Raw genomic sequence first — 18,491 nt, forward strand, 5'->3', positions numbered from 1 at the left:
GGATATCGACTTCAGCGAACCGTGAAGCGCTGCTGGGTCAACAGGCGGTCCCCCTGAAACACCATGAAGCGCCACTCTCCAGGCACGACTTCGTGGTTTTCCGTGAACTCGTAGGCCATCACGTCCTGTGGCGCGCCAGGCACCAGTTTTTGCGTCACTTCGAATTTGTCGTGGCGCGCACCGTCCGCCGTCCGAATGCCCGGGGTGAAGTACAGCAGGGTCAGCGGCTGCCCTTCGGCCACTTTGCCCACCAACTGATAACGCATACCGAACTTGGTGCCGAGTTTGGCTGGCACGGTTTCGGTCTGCCGGATCGACTCATTGCTGCGACGCAGTACGCGCTCACCCGATTGCAGTTCGGCCGAAGGCCCTTCAAACACGCCATATTCCACCGGACCTTCAACGCGGACTTCAGCGCTGGCCAAGCCACTGATCAACATCAGCGCCGCCAATGCGCTTAAACGGGTGAGGGACATATCACGCTCCTTGATTGAGATGAGCGCGAGGGTATGACGCCGGGGTGACAGACTGATGACAAAGTGCGGCACACCTCCCCCCGGCTAACGCCCCTGGGCCCTGGCCGCCAGGAAAGTGGAACGCCTCGGTCGCTGGATGCTCTATAACTGCAAGGTCTTTTCCTCCCCCCACTGATCAAGAGGCTAGCCATGACCGTTATCGTCAACACTGAATCCAGCGAAGGTTTTCGTCACAGCGTCCAGATCGATGACCATCAACTCTTTGCCGATGTCCCCGTGTCCGCGGGGGGCGAAGGCTCGGCGCCCGAGCCACACGATTACTTCGACGCGGCCCTGGGCGCCTGCAAGGCCCTGACCCTCAAGCTGTACGCCCAGAAGAAAGGCATCCCGCTGACCGGCGTCACGGTCGAGGTCAAACACGACAACAGCCAGGAACAGACAGGGCAATACGCCCTGCACGTCAAACTCACCCTCAAGGGCGTACTCACCGACGCCCAGCGCAACGAGCTGCATCGGGTCGCCGACCGTTGCCCGATCCACAAGCTGATGACCACCAGTGAAGTGAGCATCGAAACCCACCTGTCCGAAGGCCCATTCAGCCAATAGCGGCACACCCCGGCTGTGCGGGTTATGCTCAGCGGCATCATTCGTACAGCCTGGAATGCCATATGAACGCTCCACTCGTCATCCGCCCGCGCGCCGAAGACGTCGAAGGCCAGCCGATCCTGCGCCCGCTGCCTTCGGCCAGATGCCGAAGCGTCGGGCCTTTCGTATTCTTCGATCACATGCTCGAAACGACCTATCCGACCGGCCGCGGCATGAACATCCGCCAGCACCCGCACATCGGCCTGTCCACCCTCACCTACCTGTTCGAAGGCGAACTGCTGCACAAGGACAGCCTGGGATCGGATCAGATCGTTAGACCGGGCGACGTCAGCTGGATGACCGCCGGCAGCGGGATCGCCCATGTCGAGCGCACCCCCGAAGCGCTATGGGGGACCGATTTCACACTGCACGGCCTGCAAATCTGGCTGGCATCGCCCAAGGAACACGAACAAGGCCCCGGCCACTACAGCCACCACCCCGCCGCGAGCCTGCCCATGAGCGACAACCTCGGGGTGAAGATCCGGATGATTGCCGGAACGGGCTTTTGCCTGGAGTCACCGGTGCCAGTACTCTCGCCGACACTGTACGCCGAGCTTGAACTGCAAACCGCAACAACCCTGCTGATCCCCACCGAACATGAAGAACGCGCGCTCTACGTACTCTCTGGTGACGCACAGCTCAATGGCGAACCCGTTCAGCCACTCTCGTTGGTGGTGCTGCCAGCGGGCGAAGAAATGAGCCTGTTCGCCGAAAGCGACTGCCACGCCGTATTGCTAGGCGGAGCGCCACTGGACGGGCCACGGCGGATCAACTGGAACTTCGTCGCCAGCAACCCGGCGGCGATCGATGAAGCACGTCGACGCTGGGCAGCCGGGGACTGGCCAACCGTCCCGGGCGAGAATGAACGGATCGAACTGCCAAGTGGCCGAGGCTGAAATCACCACCGGCAAACCCGAGCGCAATGGTCGTCGGACGGACAAATCCACAACCACCAGAAAGCCCCACCCCTCTCCGAAAGTTCAGGCTTTTGGCTTTGCTTTGCTCTCCAACCACTCAACAGGCCGAGCGTTAGCTCGCCTGCCGCTCTTGATCTTGCTTTGGCTTTGGCTTTTGATCCACCCGCCCCTTCGGGAGGCCGAACGTAGGCGTTCATCAGGGGGCTGGCGCGTAGCGCCGTTCGACGCAGTCGAACACATCGAGAGGAGGTCGAGCGAAGCCGACCGGAGGCGATGCCCCCTGAAGAATGCCGGAGTGAGGGAACCCCGAGCCTTGGCGAGGGGCCGGACGCTCGGGGCGAAGACCTTTGCTTCCTTTGGGGCGCTTGCCAAAGGGAGTCGCCGTAAGGGCGAAACCGCCAGCCGCAGTTACCGCAACAACGGATATGTACACCTGCAAAAGAATGGTCGACTGTCAGGCCGCCACCGCGGGCAAGCCAGCCCCCACATGAGCTGACTACCCGCGAACAACTCCTCACCCCTTGAACACCTCATCCAACAGATTATGCATCGAAGCAAACGCACGACCGGCGACCTTCGCGTCATACATCATCATCCCCGGCACATTCGCATGCGGATCCGTAAAGGAATGCACCGCCCCACCATAACTCGACAACTGCCAATCCACGCCTGCAGCATTCATCTCAGCCTCGAATGCCGGCAACTGCTCCTTGGGCACCAATGGATCGGCGGCTCCATGCAACACCAGCACCGACCCCTTGATGTTTTTCGCATCGTTGACGTTCGGCGTATCGAGGGTACCGTGGAACGACACAGCCGCCTTCACTGGCGCGCCGGTACGAGCGAACTCCAATGCGCAGCAACCGCCAAAGCAGAAGCCGAACGTGGCCAGCTTCGACGTATCGACCGCCACCTCGCCCTGGCTCTGCAGCTGTTCGAATGCCACCTGCATGCGCTTGCGCAGCAATGGACGGTCATTCTTCAGCGGCATCATCGCCGCGCCAGCTTCATCGTTGTTCTGCGGACGAACGCCCTGCCCGTACAGGTCGGTAATCAGCACCACATACCCCTTGGCGGCGACGTCCTGAGCGATCTTCTCGGCACCGGCGCCGACACCCATCCAGTTCGGCGCCATCAACAGGCCCGGACGCGGACCCGAATGACTGGCATCGAACGCCAGACGACTTTCATAAGACTTGCCATCAATCTGATAGACCACGGAACGCACAGTGATTTGACTCATGACTCACTCCCGTAAAGAAACGCCAGAATGAAAAAACCCGCCGAAGCAGCAATGCTGTTCAGTTAAGCGAACGCCAACCTTTGTAGGAGCGAGCGCGCTCGCGATGAACTCAAGAACTACGTGGTTACTCAAAAAGTACGCGTAATCGTTAACGTCCATCGCGAGCTAGCTCGCTCCTACAATTGCGACCTCATCACCTTAACTGAACAGCATTGCGCCGAAGCGGGTTTTTCTACAACGCGGTTAAACCGACAGTTCAACCAGCAACTTGTTCAGCCGGCGTACATAGGCGGCCGGGTCTTTCAAGCTGTCGCCGGCAGCCAGGGCCGCCTGATCGAAGAGGATGTGCGACAGGTCGCCAAAACGCTCTTCGCTCTGCTCACCGTCGAGCTTCTCGATCAGCGGGTGAGCCGGGTTGAATTCGAAGATCGGCTTGGAGTCCGGCACTTTCTGACCGCTGGCTTCCAGGATCTGACGCATCTGCAGGCCCAGGTCCTGCTCACCGATGGCCAGAATCGCCGGGGAGTCGGTCAGACGGTGGGAAACCCGCACTTCGGCAACGTTGTCACCCAACGCGGTCTTGATCCGCTCGACCAGACCTTCCTTGGACTTGGCGACTTCTTCCGCGGCTTTCTTGTCCTCTTCCGAGTCCAGGTTGCCCAGGTCCAGGTCACCGCGTGCCACGTCGACAAAGCTCTTGCCGTCGAAGTCGCTGAGGTAGCTCATCAGCCACTCGTCGATACGGTCGGTCAGCAGCAGCACTTCGATGCCTTTCTTGCGGAAGACTTCCAGGTGCGGGCTGTTCTTGACCTGTGCGTAGGTTTCACCGGTGAGGTAGTAGATCTTGTCCTGACCTTCCTTGGCGCGAGCCAGGTAGTCAGTCAGGCCTACAACCTGCTCGCCGTCATCGCCCTGAGTGGAGGCAAAACGCAGCAGGCCAGCAATTTTTTCCTTGTTGGCGAAATCTTCAGCCGGACCTTCTTTCATGACCTGGCCGAAGTTCTTCCAGAAGCCCTTGTATTGCTCAGGCTCGTTCTTCGCCAGTTTTTCCAGCATGTCCAGCACGCGCTTGGTCAGCGCCGACTTCATCGAATCGATGATCGGGTCTTTCTGCAGGATTTCCCGCGACACGTTCAGCGACAGGTCGTTGGAGTCGACCACGCCCTTGATGAAGCGCAGATACAGCGGCAGGAACGACTCAGCCTGGTCCATGACGAACACACGTTGCACGTACAGCTTCAGGCCTTTCGGCGCTTCGCGCTGGTACAGATCGAACGGCGCACGGGCCGGCACGTAGAGCAACGAGCTGTATTCCAGCTTGCCTTCGACCTTGTTATGGCTCCAGCTCAGCGGGTTCTCGAAATCGTGGGCGATGTGCTTGTAGAACTCCTGGTATTCCGAATCCGCAATCTCGGTACGCGGACGGGTCCACAGGGCGCTGGCACGGTTGACGGTTTCCCATTCAACGGCAGGCGTCTCTTCACCTTCGGCCGCCGTGACTTCTTTCGGCAGCTCGATCGGCAGTGCGATGTGGTCGGAGTACTTCTTGATGATGTTGCGCAGGCGCCAGCCATCGGCGAACTCGTCTTCGCCGGATTTCAGGTGCAGGACGATGCGGGTACCGCGATCGGCTTTTTCAATGGTCGCGACTTCAAAATCGCCTTCGCCCTTGGACGACCAGTGCACGCCTTCGCTCGCGGCGAGGCCGGCACGGCGGCTGAACACTTCAACCTGGTCGGCAACAATGAACGCGGAGTAGAAACCCACGCCGAATTGACCGATCAGGTGCGAATCTTTCTTCTGGTCGCCCGTCAGGTGTTTCATGAAATCGGCGGTGCCGGACTTGGCGATGGTGCCGAGGTGCGTGATCGCATCTTCACGGCTCATACCGATACCGTTGTCTTCGAGGGTGACGGTTTTCGCGTCCTTGTCGAAGCTCACACGGATTTTCAGTTCAGCGCCACCTTCCAGCAACTCAGGCTTGGACAGGGCTTCGAAACGTAATTTGTCGACAGCGTCAGAGGCGTTGGAGATCAGTTCGCGAAGGAAAATTTCCTTGTTGGAATACAGCGAATGAATCATCAGGTGCAGCAGTTGCTTCACCTCGGTCTGGAAGCCCAGGGTTTCCTTTTGAGTTTCCACGCTCATGGTCATCAAACTCCGATTGGATGGCAGTGGCCGCTCCCTGAAGGGGTGGCGGCGGGATGTCATCAGAGTTGGGGGCACAGAGTGAGATTTCAAGGGCCTGAGTGTTCTTCAATCTTGAAATGTCCGCGCGCCGTGGCAATCGGCTCGGCTTCGGTGCTCTGCCACGCAGTTATTGCCACATTGGCCACGCGTCGCCCCTGTCGGCACACCTGGCATTTGGCATAGGTATCGCGAAACTGCCCGGCACGCAGGTAATCGAGAGAGAAATCGATAATTTTCGGCACCCCCGGGGAGCCGGTGAACACCAGCAAATGCAAGGCCGCCGCCAACTCCATGAAGCCTGCAATCACGCCGCCGTGAATCGCCGGCAATAGCGGGTTGCCAATATTGTCCTTGTTGGCCGGCAGGCGAAAAAGCAGTTCATCCCCGACCCTAGAACACTCGATGCCAATCAGCTTGGCGTAGGGAATCAGGTGCAGCACCGAAGCGTAATCGCCGCGCTCATGGGCCTGCTGCAATTGTGCCTTGAAGTTATCGCTCATTTCGTCTCACCACTGATCACACCACCAAAGCCCTTGGCGCCTTTGACGCCCTTGCCCATGCGCATGAAGGTTCCAACCACGTGGGCGATCGGTTGTTCGGGCTCGCCCTGATAAGCAAAACCACGTGTAAAAATAACGTCGGTCGTCACCCGGTAGCACTGGGCAAAGCCATGCACATCTTTATGGGGCTCGGCCGGGTACATGTAGTCGATGCGCAAATCCAGGGTCGGGCACACCTCGAACTCCGGCAGCACGCACAGCGTTGCCATGCCGCAAGCAGTGTCCATCAACGAGGTGATCGCGCCGCCATGAATCACTCCCGTCTGTGGATTTCCGACGATCTGTGGGCTATAGGGCAAGGTAATGGTCAGCCCTTCGTGAGTGGCGCTGTGTACGCGCAAACCCAATACCTGGCAATGACGCAGTGCCGATAAAAACCGCATTGCACGCTCAAAAACGGGGTTTTCTGTCATTCGAGAAAGACTCTTTGCAGTGACGTGGCACAGCCATTGAGGGTGTAAGAAAAAGTTCCCGCAACAACAAACTTATATATCTGAACGAAACATTGAACTTAACCCCTGACGCCGCGTTCGAAAGGCCAACTAGATATTTTCCACAAGGAGAAACACCCCATGCGTAAGACTTTAGCTATTGCCTTGATGTTGACCGCTTCCCTCGGTCTCGCTGCCTGCGATAAAAAATCCGAGGACAAAGCTCAAGCGCCTAACCAACCTGCTGAGCAAGCCCAGCAAAAAATGAACGAAGCTCAGGATAAAGTGAACGAAGCGGCAAAAGAAAACGCCGAAGCCGCCAAAGATCAGGCTGAATCGAGCGTAGAAGCAGCAAAAGAAGCCGCTCCGGAAGCACCTAAGAACTGATTCGGTTTTTAGCGTGACAAAAGAAAACCCGCCTTGCGCGGGTTTTCTTTTGTCCACAATACAGGCTTGGAGCAGTACCGCTCTAAATGCCGCACTCATCTTTGGCAATAACCAACAGGCAGGCCATCCATCAACCTGCCGCTAGTAGAGTGTGCGCCATCAAGCCGCCTCTTTGCCCGCCTCAGGCAATGGCGCCTCGGTCGGGGTATAGACCATGACCTCCAGCACATCGGAATGGAACTCCCGACGATACAACACCAGCACCACGCCGGCGCTCATCAACATGAACAACCAGGGGCTGACAAACCAGGCGAGCATGGTCATGCCGAAGTAATAGGAGCGCAAACCGAAGTTGAACTGGTTGGCCGCCATCGAGATCACTCGCGCCGCCCGTGCGGCGAACGCCTTGCGCTCCTGCTCGGAAACATGGCGCTCCCCCACCATGGGTGCCGAGCCCACCAGGATCGCGGCAAAGTTGTACTGGCGCATGCACCAACTGAACGTGAAGAAGGCATAGACGAACACCAGCGCCAGGCACAGGAGCTTGATCTCCGACATCCCCTGGGAGGCCTGCTGGACCATCGGAATGTCCGCCAGCAGCGACACCGCCCGCTCGGAGGCCCCCAGCACCGTGAGAATACCGGCGAGGATAATCAGCGTACTGGAAGCGAAAAACGAGGCATTGCGCTCCAGGTTGCCGATCACACTGGCGTCGGCGATGCGGTTGTCACGCAACAGCATGCGACGCATCCAGTCTTCGCGGTACAAGTGCAGTACGCTGGCCAGGCACGCGGTGTCACGGCCCTTCCACGATGCATAGCGGGTGTAGCCGCCCCAGCAGATGGCAAACCAGAGCGCGGCGATAAGGTGAATCAGGTTGGCGTGGATGAACGACATGCATGTCCTTGTGAAGTAGGTGCTGACAACCGTAAACCCGTGGGAGCGAGCACACTCATGCCCACATCAAGTCTACTCAGTGCTTCGACGCTAGCCCACGGAAAAAGACACTGCCACGCGCCCATAAAAAATGCCCCGTATCGATTGATACGGGGCATTTCGGTCTCTAGCGCACCCCCGCTTGTGGCGGGTGTCGCAGATTACGCCAGGGCTTCGCTGCGCTTGCCCAGCATACGATCACAAGCGACCGCGACCACCAGGGTGAAGACGCACGGTACCAGCCACGCCAAACCTTGCTCAGCCAGCGGCAGATGCGCCAGCTGGGTCGGCATCCAGTCAGCCAGGCCAGCACCCTTGAGTGCGTCGATCAAGCCGAAGATGAACGACACCAGCATCACCGGCCCGACAATGCGGCCCTGCTCCAGCCAGAAGTCTTTGCAGAAGCTCAAGGCCACCAGCACGATGCACGGCGGGTAGATGGCAGTCAGTACCGGGATCGAGAACGCGATCAGCTTGGTCAGGCCCAGGTTGGATACCACCAGCGAGAACGCCGCCAGGATCACCACCAGTGTCTTATAGGACAGCGGCAGCACTCGGCTGAAGTACTCCGCGCAGGCACAGGTCAGGCCGACCGCGGTGACCAGGCACGCCAGGGAGATCAGCACAGCCAGGAAACCACTGCCCAGGGAGCCGAAGGTATGTTGCACATAAGCGTGCAGTACCGCCGCGCCATTGGTCGCGCCGGCTGCCACTTCATGGCTGCCCGAGCCGAGGCGGAACAGGCTCACATACACCAGCACCAGACCAACGCCGGCAATCAACCCGGCGATGATCGCGTATCGGGTAATCAAGGCCGGGGACTCGACACCACGGGAACGAATGGCATTGACGATGACGATACCGAACACCAGTGCGCCCAGGGTATCCATGGTCAGGTAACCATTGATGAACCCCTGGGAGAACGGCGCAGCAATGTATTCGGGGGTTGCCTGACCAACGTCACCTGCCGGCAACATGAATGCCGCGATACCGAGGACGGCCAGTGCGATGATCTTCAGCGGCGCCAGGAAACGGCCGACGGTATCCAGCAGGCGACCCGGGTACAGCGAGATGAAGAACACCACCAGGAAATACATCGCACTGTAGAGGAACAGCGCCAGCGGACTTTCACCGGTCAGCGGTGCCAGGCCCACTTCGAAGGACACCGTAGCAGTACGCGGCGTGGCGAACAGTGGCCCCACGGCCAGGTAGCAAGCGGCAGCCAGCACACCACCGGCGATTTTGCCGATCGGGCTGCTCAGAGCGTCCATGGCACCACCGACCTTGGCCAGTGCGATCACGGTGATCACCGGCAAACCCACCGCGGTGATCAGAAAGCCCAGCGCCGCCATCCAGACATGAGGCCCGGACTGCAAACCGACGATAGGCGGGAAGATGATGTTGCCAGCCCCGACGAACAGGGCAAACGTCATAAAACCAAGTGCCAGAATGTCCTGGCCTTTCAACACTTTCATTAAGGAAATACCACACTACTGAATCGGAATTTAGAGAGGGATTTCCCTGAAGGGTGAGGGAAATGCTGCCGGTCCGTTTGGGACTGACCCGTTTAGCGCGCAGCAACCTTGTGGGCCGCAATCGCAAAATGGCGGCTAGCCTAACGAATTTGTCCGACAAACGCACTGTTTGAGGGCGAACTATCCGATATGCGACATTATTCTGTCGCGTTTACATATCTATATTTCACCTCTGCCCCCCGTGGCGAGGGCGCTGGATATGTTCCTGAATGCCAGAAACGACAAAGGCCACCCGAAGGTGGCCTTTGCCTGGTAAAGCGTCAGTTAAGCGCGAGGCTTACTTGACAGCCCAACCGGTCAGCTCGGCCAGGGCCTTGCCGATGTCTGCCAGCGAACGCACGGTTTTAACGCCTGCGTCTTGCAGAGCAGCGAATTTCTCGTCTGCAGTGCCTTTGCCGCCAGAGATGATTGCGCCAGCATGGCCCATGCGCTTGCCCGGAGGAGCAGTCACACCAGCGATGTAGGAAACAACCGGCTTGGTCACGTGTGCCTTGATGTAGGCAGCCGCTTCTTCTTCAGCCGAACCGCCGATCTCACCGATCATCACGATCGCTTCGGTCTTCGGGTCTTCCTGGAACAGTTTCAGGATGTCGATGAAGTTCGAACCCGGGATCGGGTCACCACCGATGCCAACGCAAGTCGACTGGCCGAAACCGGCGTCAGTCGTCTGCTTAACAGCTTCGTAGGTCAGGGTGCCGGAACGGGAAACGATACCGACCTTGCCTGGCAAGTGAATGTGACCTGGCATGATGCCGATCTTGCATTCGCCTGGAGTGATCACGCCTGGGCAGTTAGGGCCGATCAGGATCACGCCCAGTTCGTCGCACTTGACCTTGGCATCCAGCATGTCCAGGGTAGGAATGCCTTCGGTGATGCACACGATCAGCTTGATGCCGCCGAAGGCAGCTTCCAGGATCGAGTCTTTGCAGAAAGGAGCCGGAACGTAGATCACGCTGGCGGTGGCGCCAGTGGCAGCTACGGCGTCTTTCACGGTGTTGAACACTGGCAGGCCCAGGTGCTCGGTGCCGCCTTTGCCTGGAGTTACACCACCAACCATCTTGGTGCCGTACTCGATGGCTTGCTGGGTGTGGAAACTACCTTGCGAACCGGTAATACCCTGGCAGATAACTTTGGTGTCTTTATTGATCAGGACGCTCATTATTTGCCCTCCGCAGCTTTGACAACTTGTTGAGCAGCGTCGGTCAGGCTGGTAGCAGCGATGATGTTCAAACCGCTTTCTGCCAGTACTTTAGCGCCCAGCTCAGCGTTGTTGCCTTCAAGGCGAACAACAACCGGGATTTTCACGCCGACTTCTTTCACAGCGCCGATGATGCCTTCGGCAATCATGTCGCAACGAACGATGCCGCCGAAGATGTTGACCAGTACTGCAGCGACGTTAGTGTCGGACAGGATGATCTTGAACGCTTCGGTAACGCGTTCCTTGGTAGCACCGCCGCCCACGTCGAGGAAGTTGGCTGGCTTGCCGCCATGCAGGTTGACGATGTCCATGGTACCCATGGCCAGGCCAGCACCGTTGACCATGCAACCGATGTTGCCTTCCAGTGCTACGTAGTTCAGTTCGAACTTGGCAGCGTGCGCTTCGCGCGGATCGTCTTGCGACGGATCGTGGAAAGTCTTCAGCTTAGGCTGACGGTACATGGCGTTGGCGTCGATGTTGATCTTGGCGTCCAGGCAGTGCAGATCGCCGTCAGCCTTGATCACCAGCGGGTTCACTTCCAGCAGAGCCAGGTCGTGATCCTTGAACAGCTTGGCCAGACCTACGAAGATCTTGGCGAACTGAGCAACTTGCTTGCCTTCCAGGCCCAGCTGGAATGCCAGCTCGCGACCCTGGAATGGCTGAGCGCCAACCAGTGGATCGATAGTAGCCTTGAGGATTTTCTCAGGGGTGTCGTGAGCGATTTTCTCGATGTCCACGCCACCTTCGGTGGAAGCCATGAACACGATGCGACGGCTCGAACGGTCAACGACAGCGCCCAGGTACAGCTCTTTAGCGATATCAGTGCACGATTCAACCAGGATCTTGGTGACTGGCTGACCATTGGCATCAGTCTGGTAAGTCACCAGACGCTTGCCCAACCACTGTTGAGCGAATGCCTTAGCGTCTTCTTTGCTGCGAACCAGCTTGACGCCGCCCGCTTTACCGCGACCACCGGCGTGGACCTGGGCTTTGACAACCCACTCGCTGCCGCCGATTTTGTCGCAAGCTTCTGCTGCTGCTTCCGGGGTGTCTACCGCGTAACCGGTGGATACTGGCAGGCCGTATTCAGCGAACAGCTGCTTACCCTGATACTCGTGAAGATTCATGCTTATTACCGTCTTCGTTAGGTACTGCGCATTCGGTGCTGCACTTGTTCAAGTGCCGCACCACCTTTGACTGCTGCTTGCGTAGCCTAAGCTACGCAAGACTGCGTCCAGCGGATATTCCGCGGTGAGTCTTGCATGCAAGGCTCACGACGGGCCATTCCGCCGTGGTTTCTTATTGTCTTAACGCTTCTTGCGGTTGGCGATGTGAATGGCGCCGCCATTCACTGCCAAAGCTGCTTCGTGCAAGGCTTCGGACAGGGTCGGATGGGAGAAGACCATCATGCCCAGGTCTTCGGCGCTGGTGCCGAATTCCATGCCGATTGCGCCCTGCTGGACCAGTTCTGCTGCGCTCGGGCCAATCACGTGGACGCCCAATACGCGATCAGTCTTGGCGTCGGCGATGACTTTAACGAAACCGCCGGTATCGTTGGCTGCCATGGCACGGCCAGAGGCTGCAAACGGGAAAGTGCCGACGTTAACTTCAACGCCTTCAGCTTTCAAGGCCTGCTCGGTTTTACCGACCCATGCAATTTCCGGGTGAGTATAAATAACCGAAGGGATCAGGTCATAGTTCATCTGGGCTTTGTGGCCCTTGATGCGCTCGACAACCATGATGCCCTCTTCCGAGGCCTTGTGAGCCAGCATCATGCCGCGAACCACGTCGCCGATCGCGTAAACGCCCGGTACGGTGGTCGCGCAGTGATCGTCAACGTGCACGAAACCGCGCTCGTCGAGGGTCACGCCGCAGTCAGCGGCCAGCAGATCGGTGGTCACCGGACGGCGACCAACGGCTACGATCAGCTTGTCGAAGGTGATGGTCTGTTCGCCGTTGGCGTCGGTGTAAGTCACGACAACTTCTTCGCCGTTGACTTTGGAACCGGTGACGCGAGCGCCCAGCTTGATGTCCAGACCTTGTTTGGTCAGGGTTTTCAGTGCTTCTTTGGAAACGGCGGTATCGGCAGCCATCAGGAAGGTGTCCAGGGCTTCCAGGACAGTCACTTCAGCGCCCAGACGGGACCATACCGAACCCAGTTCCAGACCGATCACGCCAGCGCCGATCACGCCCAGACGTTTTGGAACCGATTGGAATTCCAGGGCGCCGGTGGAGTCGACGATCACATTCTGGTCAACCGGAGCTGGCGGAATGTCGATCGGACGCGAGCCCGGAGCGAGGATGACGTTTTCGGCTTCGATGACTTCAACCGAGCCGTCTGGCTTGGTGACTTCGACTTTCTTGCCGGCCAGCAGCTTGCCGTGACCCTGGATGGAGGTCACACCGTTGGCTTTGAACAGGGTCGCAACGCCAGAGGTCAGGCCTTTGACGATGTTGGCTTTACGGCCGACCATCGCTGGCACGTCCATGGTCACGCCAGCGTGATTGATACCGTGGATCGCGAAACCGTCCTGGGCTTCGTGGAATTTCCACGAGCTGTCCAGCAGAGCCTTGGATGGAATGCAGCCGACGTTCAGGCAAGTACCGCCCAGAGCCAGTTTGCCTTCCTTGTCGGTGTACTTCTCGATGCAGGCAGTCGAAAGACCAAGCTGAGCGGCCTTGATGGCAGCCACGTAACCGCCAGGGCCCGCGCCGATCACTACTACGTCAAATTTCTGCGACATGTAAAAGAATCCTCTATTAGCTTCAAGCTACAAGCTACAAGCCAAGCTGCGTTACCTTGCAACCTGCGCTTGCAGCTCATCGCTGTATGTGACGCGGCACCCCCCAAACCAAACTGCTTGTACTTGCAGCTTGTCGCTTGAAGCTTGCCGCTGCTTCTCTATCAGATATCCAGCAACAGACGAGCCGGATCTTCCAGCAGGTTCTTGATGGTCACCAGGAAGGTCACAGCTTCTTTGCCATCGATCAGACGGTGATCATAGGACAGTGCCAGGTACATCATCGGACGGATAACGACCTGACCGTTGATGGCCATAGGACGCTGGATGATGTTGTGCATGCCCAGGATGGCGGCTTGTGGCGGGTTGACGATCGGGGTCGACATCATCGAACCGAAAGTACCACCGTTGGTGATGGTGAAAGTGCCACCGGTCATTTCGTCCATCGACAGTTTGCCGTCGCGGGCTTTCTTGCCGAAGGTGGCGATGCCGCCTTCGATTTCAGCCAGGCTCATCAGTTCGGCGTTACGCAGAACCGGAACCACCAGGCCGCGGTCGCTGGAAACAGCAACACCGACGTCGGCGTAGCCGTGGTAAACGATGTCTGCGCCGTCGATCGAAGCGTTGACAGCCGGGAAGCGTTTCAGCGCTTCGGTAGCCGCTTTCACGAAGAAGGACATGAAGCCCAGGCGTACGCCGTTGTGGGACTTCTCGAACAGGTCCTTGTACTTCGAACGCAGGGCCATGACTTCAGTCATGTCGACTTCGTTGAACGTGGTCAGCATCGCCATGTTCGACTGAGCTTCAACCAGACGCTTGGCAACGGTAGCGCGAACGCGGGTCATCGGGACACGCTTCTCGATGCGGTCGCCAGCAGCGAACACAGGAGCGGCGGCGGCAGGTGCAGCAGCCTTGGCAGGCGCGGCAGCCGGTGCGGCTTTCTTGGCAGCAACAGCAGCGACTACGTCTTCCTTGGTCACGCGACCGCCTTTGCCGGTACCGGCAACGGAAGCGATGTTAATGCCGTTTTCTTCAGCCAGCTTGCGAGCAGCCGGTGCAGCAACAGGATCGTCTTCGCCAGCAGCGGCCGGAGCGGCAGCCTGTGCGGCGGCAGCTGGAGCAGCGGCTGGTGCGGCAGCAACGCCGCCCGCTTCGATGGAGCCCAGGACTTCGTCGGACAGAACGGTTTCGCCTTCGTTCTTGACGATAGCGCCCAACACGCCGTCGGCGGTCGCCAACACTTCCAGTACGACTTTATCGGTTTCGATGTCGACGATCAGCTCGTCGCGCTTGACCGCGTCGCCCGGTTGCTTGTGCCAGGTGGCAACGGTGCCATCGGCAACCGATTCCGGGAAAGTGGGGGCTTTGATCTCGATAGCCATTGTCTGTAGTTCCTTAAATTCGGTTTCAGGTGCGCGAAGGCGTTAAACAGTAAAGGCGTCTTGCAGCAGTTGTTCCTGCTGCTCAGCGTGCATCGATGCATAACCACAAGCCGGTGCAGCAGAAGCCTCACGGCCCGCGTACTCAAGTACGAGAGACTTGTCGTGAGCGCTGATGATGCGGCGCATGTGGTGCTGGCTGCAGTACCAGGCACCCTGGTTCATCGGCTCTTCCTGACACCAAGCGACGTGCTTGAGGTTGGTGTAAGGCGCCAGGACTTCATTCAAGTCGTCCTCAGGGAATGGGTACAGCTGCTCGAGACGCACGATCGCGATGTCATCACGACCTTCGGCACGGCGTTTTTCCAACAGGTCGTAGTAAACCTTGCCGCTACACAGAACAATGCGCTCGACCTTTTTCGGATCCTGAGCATCGATTTCCGGGATAACGGTCTGGAACGAACCTTGGGCCAGATCTTCAAGAGTCGAGATGGCCAGCTTGTGACGCAGCAGCGACTTCGGTGTCAGGACGACCAGTGGCTTACGCAGCGGGCGAATCACCTGACGGCGCAGCAAGTGGTAGATCTGAGCCGGGGTGGTCGGCATGCACACCTGAATGTTGTGCTCGGCGCACAGCTGCAGGTAACGCTCCAGACGAGCCGAGGAGTGCTCCGGACCCTGACCTTCATAACCGTGCGGCAGCAGCATGGTCAGACCGCACAGACGGCCCCACTTGTGCTCGCCACTGGTGATGAACTGGTCGATAACGACCTGGGCACCGTTGGCGAAGTCGCCGAACTGGGCTTCCCAGATCACCAGCGCGTTAGGCGTGGTGGTCGAGTAGCCGTATTCGAACGCCAGTACGGCCTCTTCGGACAGGAACGAATCGTACAGATCGAAACGTGGCTGACCTTCGTACAGGTTTTGCAGCGGGATGTAGGTCCCCGCGTCTTTCTGGTTGTGCAAGACCGCGTGACGGTGCGAGAACGTACCGCGGCCGATATCCTGGCCGGTCATGCGAATCGGGTGACCTTCGAACGCCAGGGTCGCGTACGCCATGGTTTCGGCGTAACCCCAGTTGATCGGCAGGCCGCCGGCTTGCATCTTCTGACGGTCTTCGTAGATCTTGGCAACCTGACGCTGAACCACGAAGCCTTCCGGAATCTCCAGCAGCTTGGCGGACAGTTCTTGCAGGGTCTTGAGATCGAAGGTGGTGTCGTGACGCGCAGTCCAGGCGTGGCCCAGATACGGACGCCAGTCCACGAACAACTCTTTGTTCGGCTCTTTGACCAGGCTTTTCACTACGTGCAGACCGTTGTCCAGCGCGTTGCGGTATTCGTCGACTTTCGCCTGAACACGCTCGGCGTCCAGAACGCTGGACTGGATCAGACGATCGGCATACAGCTCACGGGTGGTGCGCTGCTTGGTGATCTGCTGATACATCAGCGGCTGGGTGCCGCTTGGCTCGTCGGCCTCGTTGTGGCCGCGACGACGGTAGCAGACCAGGTCGATCACCACGTCACGCTTGAACTGCATGCGGTAGTCGATGGCCAGCTGGGTCACGAACAATACGGCTTCCGGATCATCACCATTCACATGGAGGATCGGCGCCTGGATCATTTTCGCAACGTCGGTCGCGTACTCGGTGGAACGCGAGTCCAGCGGGTTGCTGATGGTGAAACCGACCTGGTTGTTGATCACGATGTGCACGGTGCCGCCGGTTTTGAAACCGCGGGTCTGCGACATCTGGAAGGTTTCCATGACCACGCCTTGACCTGCGAATGCAGCGTCACCGTGGATGGAGATCGGCAGAACCTTCTCACCGGTTGGGTCGTTGCGACGATCCTGACGGGCGCGAACCGAACCCTCGACCACCGGGGAAACGATTTCCAGGTGGGACGGGTTGAACGCCATGGCCAGGTGAACTTCACCGCCGCTGGTCATCACGTTGGACGAGAAGCCCTGGTGGTATTTAACGTCACCGGAACCCAGCTCGACCTTCTTCTTGCCTTCGAACTCGTCGAACAGCTCGCGCGGGTTCTTGCCGAAGGTGTTGACCAGCACGTTCAGACGGCCACGGTGGGCCATGCCGATAACGATTTCCTTGGTGCCGTAGGAGCCGGAACGCTGGATCAGCTCGTCGAGCATCGGAATCAGGCTTTCGCCGCCTTCCAGACCGAAACGCTTGGTGCCCGGGTATTTGGTACCCAGGTATTTTTCCAGGCCTTCGCCAGCGGTCACGCGCTCGAGCAAGTGGCTCTTGATGTCCGCCGAGTAGGTCGGACGGCCACGCACGCTTTCCAGACGCTGCTGGAACCACTGGCGCTGCTCGGAATCGGTGATATGCGTAAATTCAGCGCCGATGGTGCGGCAATATGTCTGCTGCAACGCTTCGTGAATTTCGCGTAGGCTCGCTTCCTCTTTGCCGATGAACAGGTCGCCGGCACGGAAGGTCGTATCAAGATCGGCATTGGTCAAGCCGTAATGATTGATCGACAGGTCTGCAGGTGCAGGACGCTGCCACAGCCCCAGCGGGTCAAGCTGGGCTGCCTGGTGGCCACGCATACGGTAGGCCTGGATCAATCGCAGCACTTCAACTTGCTTCTTCTCGTGCTCACTGCTCACGCTGCCGGCGGAAACCGGTTGGGCGCGGCGCTGGTTCTTTGCCAGCAGTACGAAATGGTCGCGAATTGTCGAGTGCGAAACATCGATGGCAGAGCTGCCGTCTGTCGGCAACTTCTGAAAGTAGGTGCGCCACTCTTCTGGCACAGCGTTAGGGTCGTGCAGGTAGAGCTCGTAGAGCTCTTCCACATAGGCAGCGTTACTACCGGATAGGTAGGCGCTGTTCCACATGCGCTGCATCACGCTTTCTTGCATGCTTGGTCACCCTCGGTTAGGGGAACACCACCGGCGAAGACACCGAGCAAACTTGCAGAAGTCCGAGTGCAGCGACCAAAACAAGCCACTTAGGATCACGCTGATAGTCCGGGTACCAGCCCGGATGCCCCTGCTTGTCTCATTTCTTCAAAATAAGAACTGCAGCTTTTTGAGCTGCGGCTCTGGTTATAGCTACGACGCGGGTTGAAGCCCGCGCCTTAGCCTCTACGGGTACAGCGGTCCTACGGGTACAACAGCTGAATCACACGCCGCTTTGCAGAAGCATGTTACGGATGTGACCGATGGCCTTAGTCGGGTTCAGGCCTTTCGGACATACGTTGACGCAGTTCATGATCCCGCGGCAGCGGAATACGCTGAACGGGTCATCCAGCGAAGCCAGACGCTCGGACGTCTTGGTGTCGCGGCTGTCTGCCAGGAAGCGGTAGGCTTGCAGCAGGGCAGCTGGACCCAGGAACTTGTCCGGGTTCCACCAGAAGGACGGGCACGAGGTCGAGCAGCAAGCGCACAGGATGCACTCGTACAGACCGTCGAGCTTTTCACGCTCTTCAGGGGACTGCAGACGCTCGATGGCCGGAGCCGGCGTATCGTTCTGCAGGTAAGGCTTAACCTTCTCGTATTGCTTGTAGAAGATGCTCATATCGACGACCAGGTCACGGATAACCGGCAAACCTGGCAGAGGACGAACGATCAACTTGTTACCTTTTACGACAGCAGACAGCGGCGTGACGCAGGCCAGGCCGTTTTTGCCGTTGATGTTCATGCCGTCGGAACCGCAAACACCTTCACGGCAAGAACGACGATAGGAGAAACCCTCGTCCTGCTCTTTGATCAGGGCCAGCACGTCCAGCACCATCAGGTCTTTACCACCGGTATCGACCTGGAATTCCTGCATGAACGGCGCGGCGTCCTGATCAGGGTTGTAACGATAAACGCTGACTTTCAACATGGCGGCCAC

The 18,491-nt window shown here is 58.5% G+C and carries 16 protein-coding genes; 3 read left to right on the plus strand and 13 right to left on the minus strand.

All coding sequences use genetic code 11. The annotated features are described in order from the left end of the window. Nucleotides 1–11: 11 nt before the first annotated feature. Nucleotides 12–476: a DUF3859 domain-containing protein gene (locus CKW07_RS04590; RefSeq protein WP_095143800.1), complete on the minus strand. Its 465-nt coding sequence runs from the start codon at nt 474–476 to the stop codon at nt 12–14. A 189-nt stretch (nt 477–665) separates the two neighbouring features. On the opposite strand from CKW07_RS04590, the gene CKW07_RS04595 reads away from it, so the two are divergent. Further along, on the plus strand, nt 666–1,082 hold the full coding sequence (locus CKW07_RS04595) for an OsmC family protein (RefSeq protein ID WP_095143801.1): 417 nt from the start codon (nt 666–668) through the stop codon (nt 1,080–1,082). Nucleotides 1,083–1,144: 62 nt separating this feature from the next. Beyond that, nucleotides 1,145–2,017, plus strand: a complete 873-nt coding sequence (locus tag CKW07_RS04600; protein ID WP_095143802.1) for a pirin family protein — start codon at nt 1,145–1,147, stop codon at nt 2,015–2,017. A gap of 535 nt (nt 2,018–2,552) precedes the next feature. On the opposite strand, the gene CKW07_RS04610 is transcribed toward CKW07_RS04600, so the two are convergent. The 4 genes from CKW07_RS04610 to CKW07_RS04625 all read right to left on the minus strand — a co-directional run bounded on the left by CKW07_RS04610 (nt 2,553) and on the right by CKW07_RS04625 (nt 6,444). After that, the gene (locus CKW07_RS04610) at nt 2,553–3,281 is read right to left on the minus strand and encodes a dienelactone hydrolase family protein (RefSeq protein ID WP_095143803.1); all 729 of its coding nucleotides are present in this window, start codon (nt 3,279–3,281) and stop codon (nt 2,553–2,555) included. Between the two features lie 243 nt (nt 3,282–3,524). Continuing rightward, the gene (htpG, locus tag CKW07_RS04615) at nt 3,525–5,429 is read right to left on the minus strand and encodes a molecular chaperone HtpG (RefSeq protein ID WP_095144064.1); all 1,905 of its coding nucleotides are present in this window, start codon (nt 5,427–5,429) and stop codon (nt 3,525–3,527) included. Between the two features lie 89 nt (nt 5,430–5,518). Beyond that, nucleotides 5,519–5,971 carry a PaaI family thioesterase gene (locus CKW07_RS04620; protein WP_095143804.1) on the minus strand — a complete coding sequence of 151 codons (453 nt, stop codon included), beginning with the start codon at nt 5,969–5,971 and terminating at the stop codon, nt 5,519–5,521. After that, entirely contained in the window at nt 5,968–6,444 is a 477-nt protein-coding gene (locus CKW07_RS04625; protein ID WP_095143805.1) for a PaaI family thioesterase, read from the minus strand. Before CKW07_RS04625 ends, CKW07_RS04620 begins: the two co-directional genes overlap by 4 nt. Before the next feature lie 159 nt (nt 6,445–6,603). Between CKW07_RS04625 and CKW07_RS04630 the strand changes: the two genes are divergently transcribed. Continuing rightward, entirely contained in the window at nt 6,604–6,849 is a 246-nt protein-coding gene (locus CKW07_RS04630; RefSeq protein WP_095143806.1) for a hypothetical protein, read from the plus strand. Nucleotides 6,850–7,008: 159 nt separating this feature from the next. Here the strand turns inward: CKW07_RS04630 and CKW07_RS04635 are convergent, their stop codons facing one another. From CKW07_RS04635 to CKW07_RS04670, 8 genes are all read right to left on the minus strand, one after another. Beyond that, nucleotides 7,009–7,746, minus strand: coding sequence for a DUF599 domain-containing protein (locus CKW07_RS04635; RefSeq protein ID WP_095143807.1), 738 nt, complete (start codon nt 7,744–7,746; stop codon nt 7,009–7,011). A 200-nt stretch (nt 7,747–7,946) separates the two neighbouring features. After that, nucleotides 7,947–9,260, minus strand: coding sequence for a branched-chain amino acid transport system II carrier protein (gene brnQ, locus CKW07_RS04640; RefSeq protein WP_095143808.1), 1,314 nt, complete (start codon nt 9,258–9,260; stop codon nt 7,947–7,949). A 337-nt stretch (nt 9,261–9,597) separates the two neighbouring features. Then, nucleotides 9,598–10,479 carry a succinate--CoA ligase subunit alpha gene (gene sucD, locus CKW07_RS04645; protein ID WP_017127973.1) on the minus strand — a complete coding sequence of 294 codons (882 nt, stop codon included), beginning with the start codon at nt 10,477–10,479 and terminating at the stop codon, nt 9,598–9,600. Next, the gene (gene sucC / locus CKW07_RS04650; RefSeq protein WP_007919879.1) at nt 10,479–11,645 is read right to left on the minus strand and encodes an ADP-forming succinate--CoA ligase subunit beta; all 1,167 of its coding nucleotides are present in this window, start codon (nt 11,643–11,645) and stop codon (nt 10,479–10,481) included. Before sucC ends, sucD begins: the two co-directional genes overlap by 1 nt. 180 nt (nt 11,646–11,825) lie before the next feature. Next, entirely contained in the window at nt 11,826–13,262 is a 1,437-nt protein-coding gene (lpdA, locus tag CKW07_RS04655) for a dihydrolipoyl dehydrogenase (RefSeq protein WP_095143809.1), read from the minus strand. Nucleotides 13,263–13,423: 161 nt separating this feature from the next. After that, nucleotides 13,424–14,641, minus strand: a complete 1,218-nt coding sequence (gene odhB, locus CKW07_RS04660) for a 2-oxoglutarate dehydrogenase complex dihydrolipoyllysine-residue succinyltransferase (RefSeq protein ID WP_095143810.1) — start codon at nt 14,639–14,641, stop codon at nt 13,424–13,426. A 42-nt stretch (nt 14,642–14,683) separates the two neighbouring features. Beyond that, complete coding sequence (locus CKW07_RS04665) at nt 14,684–17,515, minus strand: 2-oxoglutarate dehydrogenase E1 component (RefSeq protein ID WP_095143811.1); 2,832 nt, start codon at nt 17,513–17,515, stop codon at nt 14,684–14,686. Nucleotides 17,516–17,777: 262 nt separating this feature from the next. Continuing rightward, entirely contained in the window at nt 17,778–18,482 is a 705-nt protein-coding gene (locus CKW07_RS04670) for a succinate dehydrogenase iron-sulfur subunit (RefSeq protein ID WP_095078947.1), read from the minus strand. Between the last annotated feature and the right edge of the window lie 9 nt (nt 18,483–18,491).

Origin of the sequence: Pseudomonas sp. Irchel s3b6 (assembly GCF_900187415.1) — a bacterium.
In the GTDB taxonomy this organism is placed as follows: domain Bacteria; phylum Pseudomonadota; class Gammaproteobacteria; order Pseudomonadales; family Pseudomonadaceae; genus Aquipseudomonas.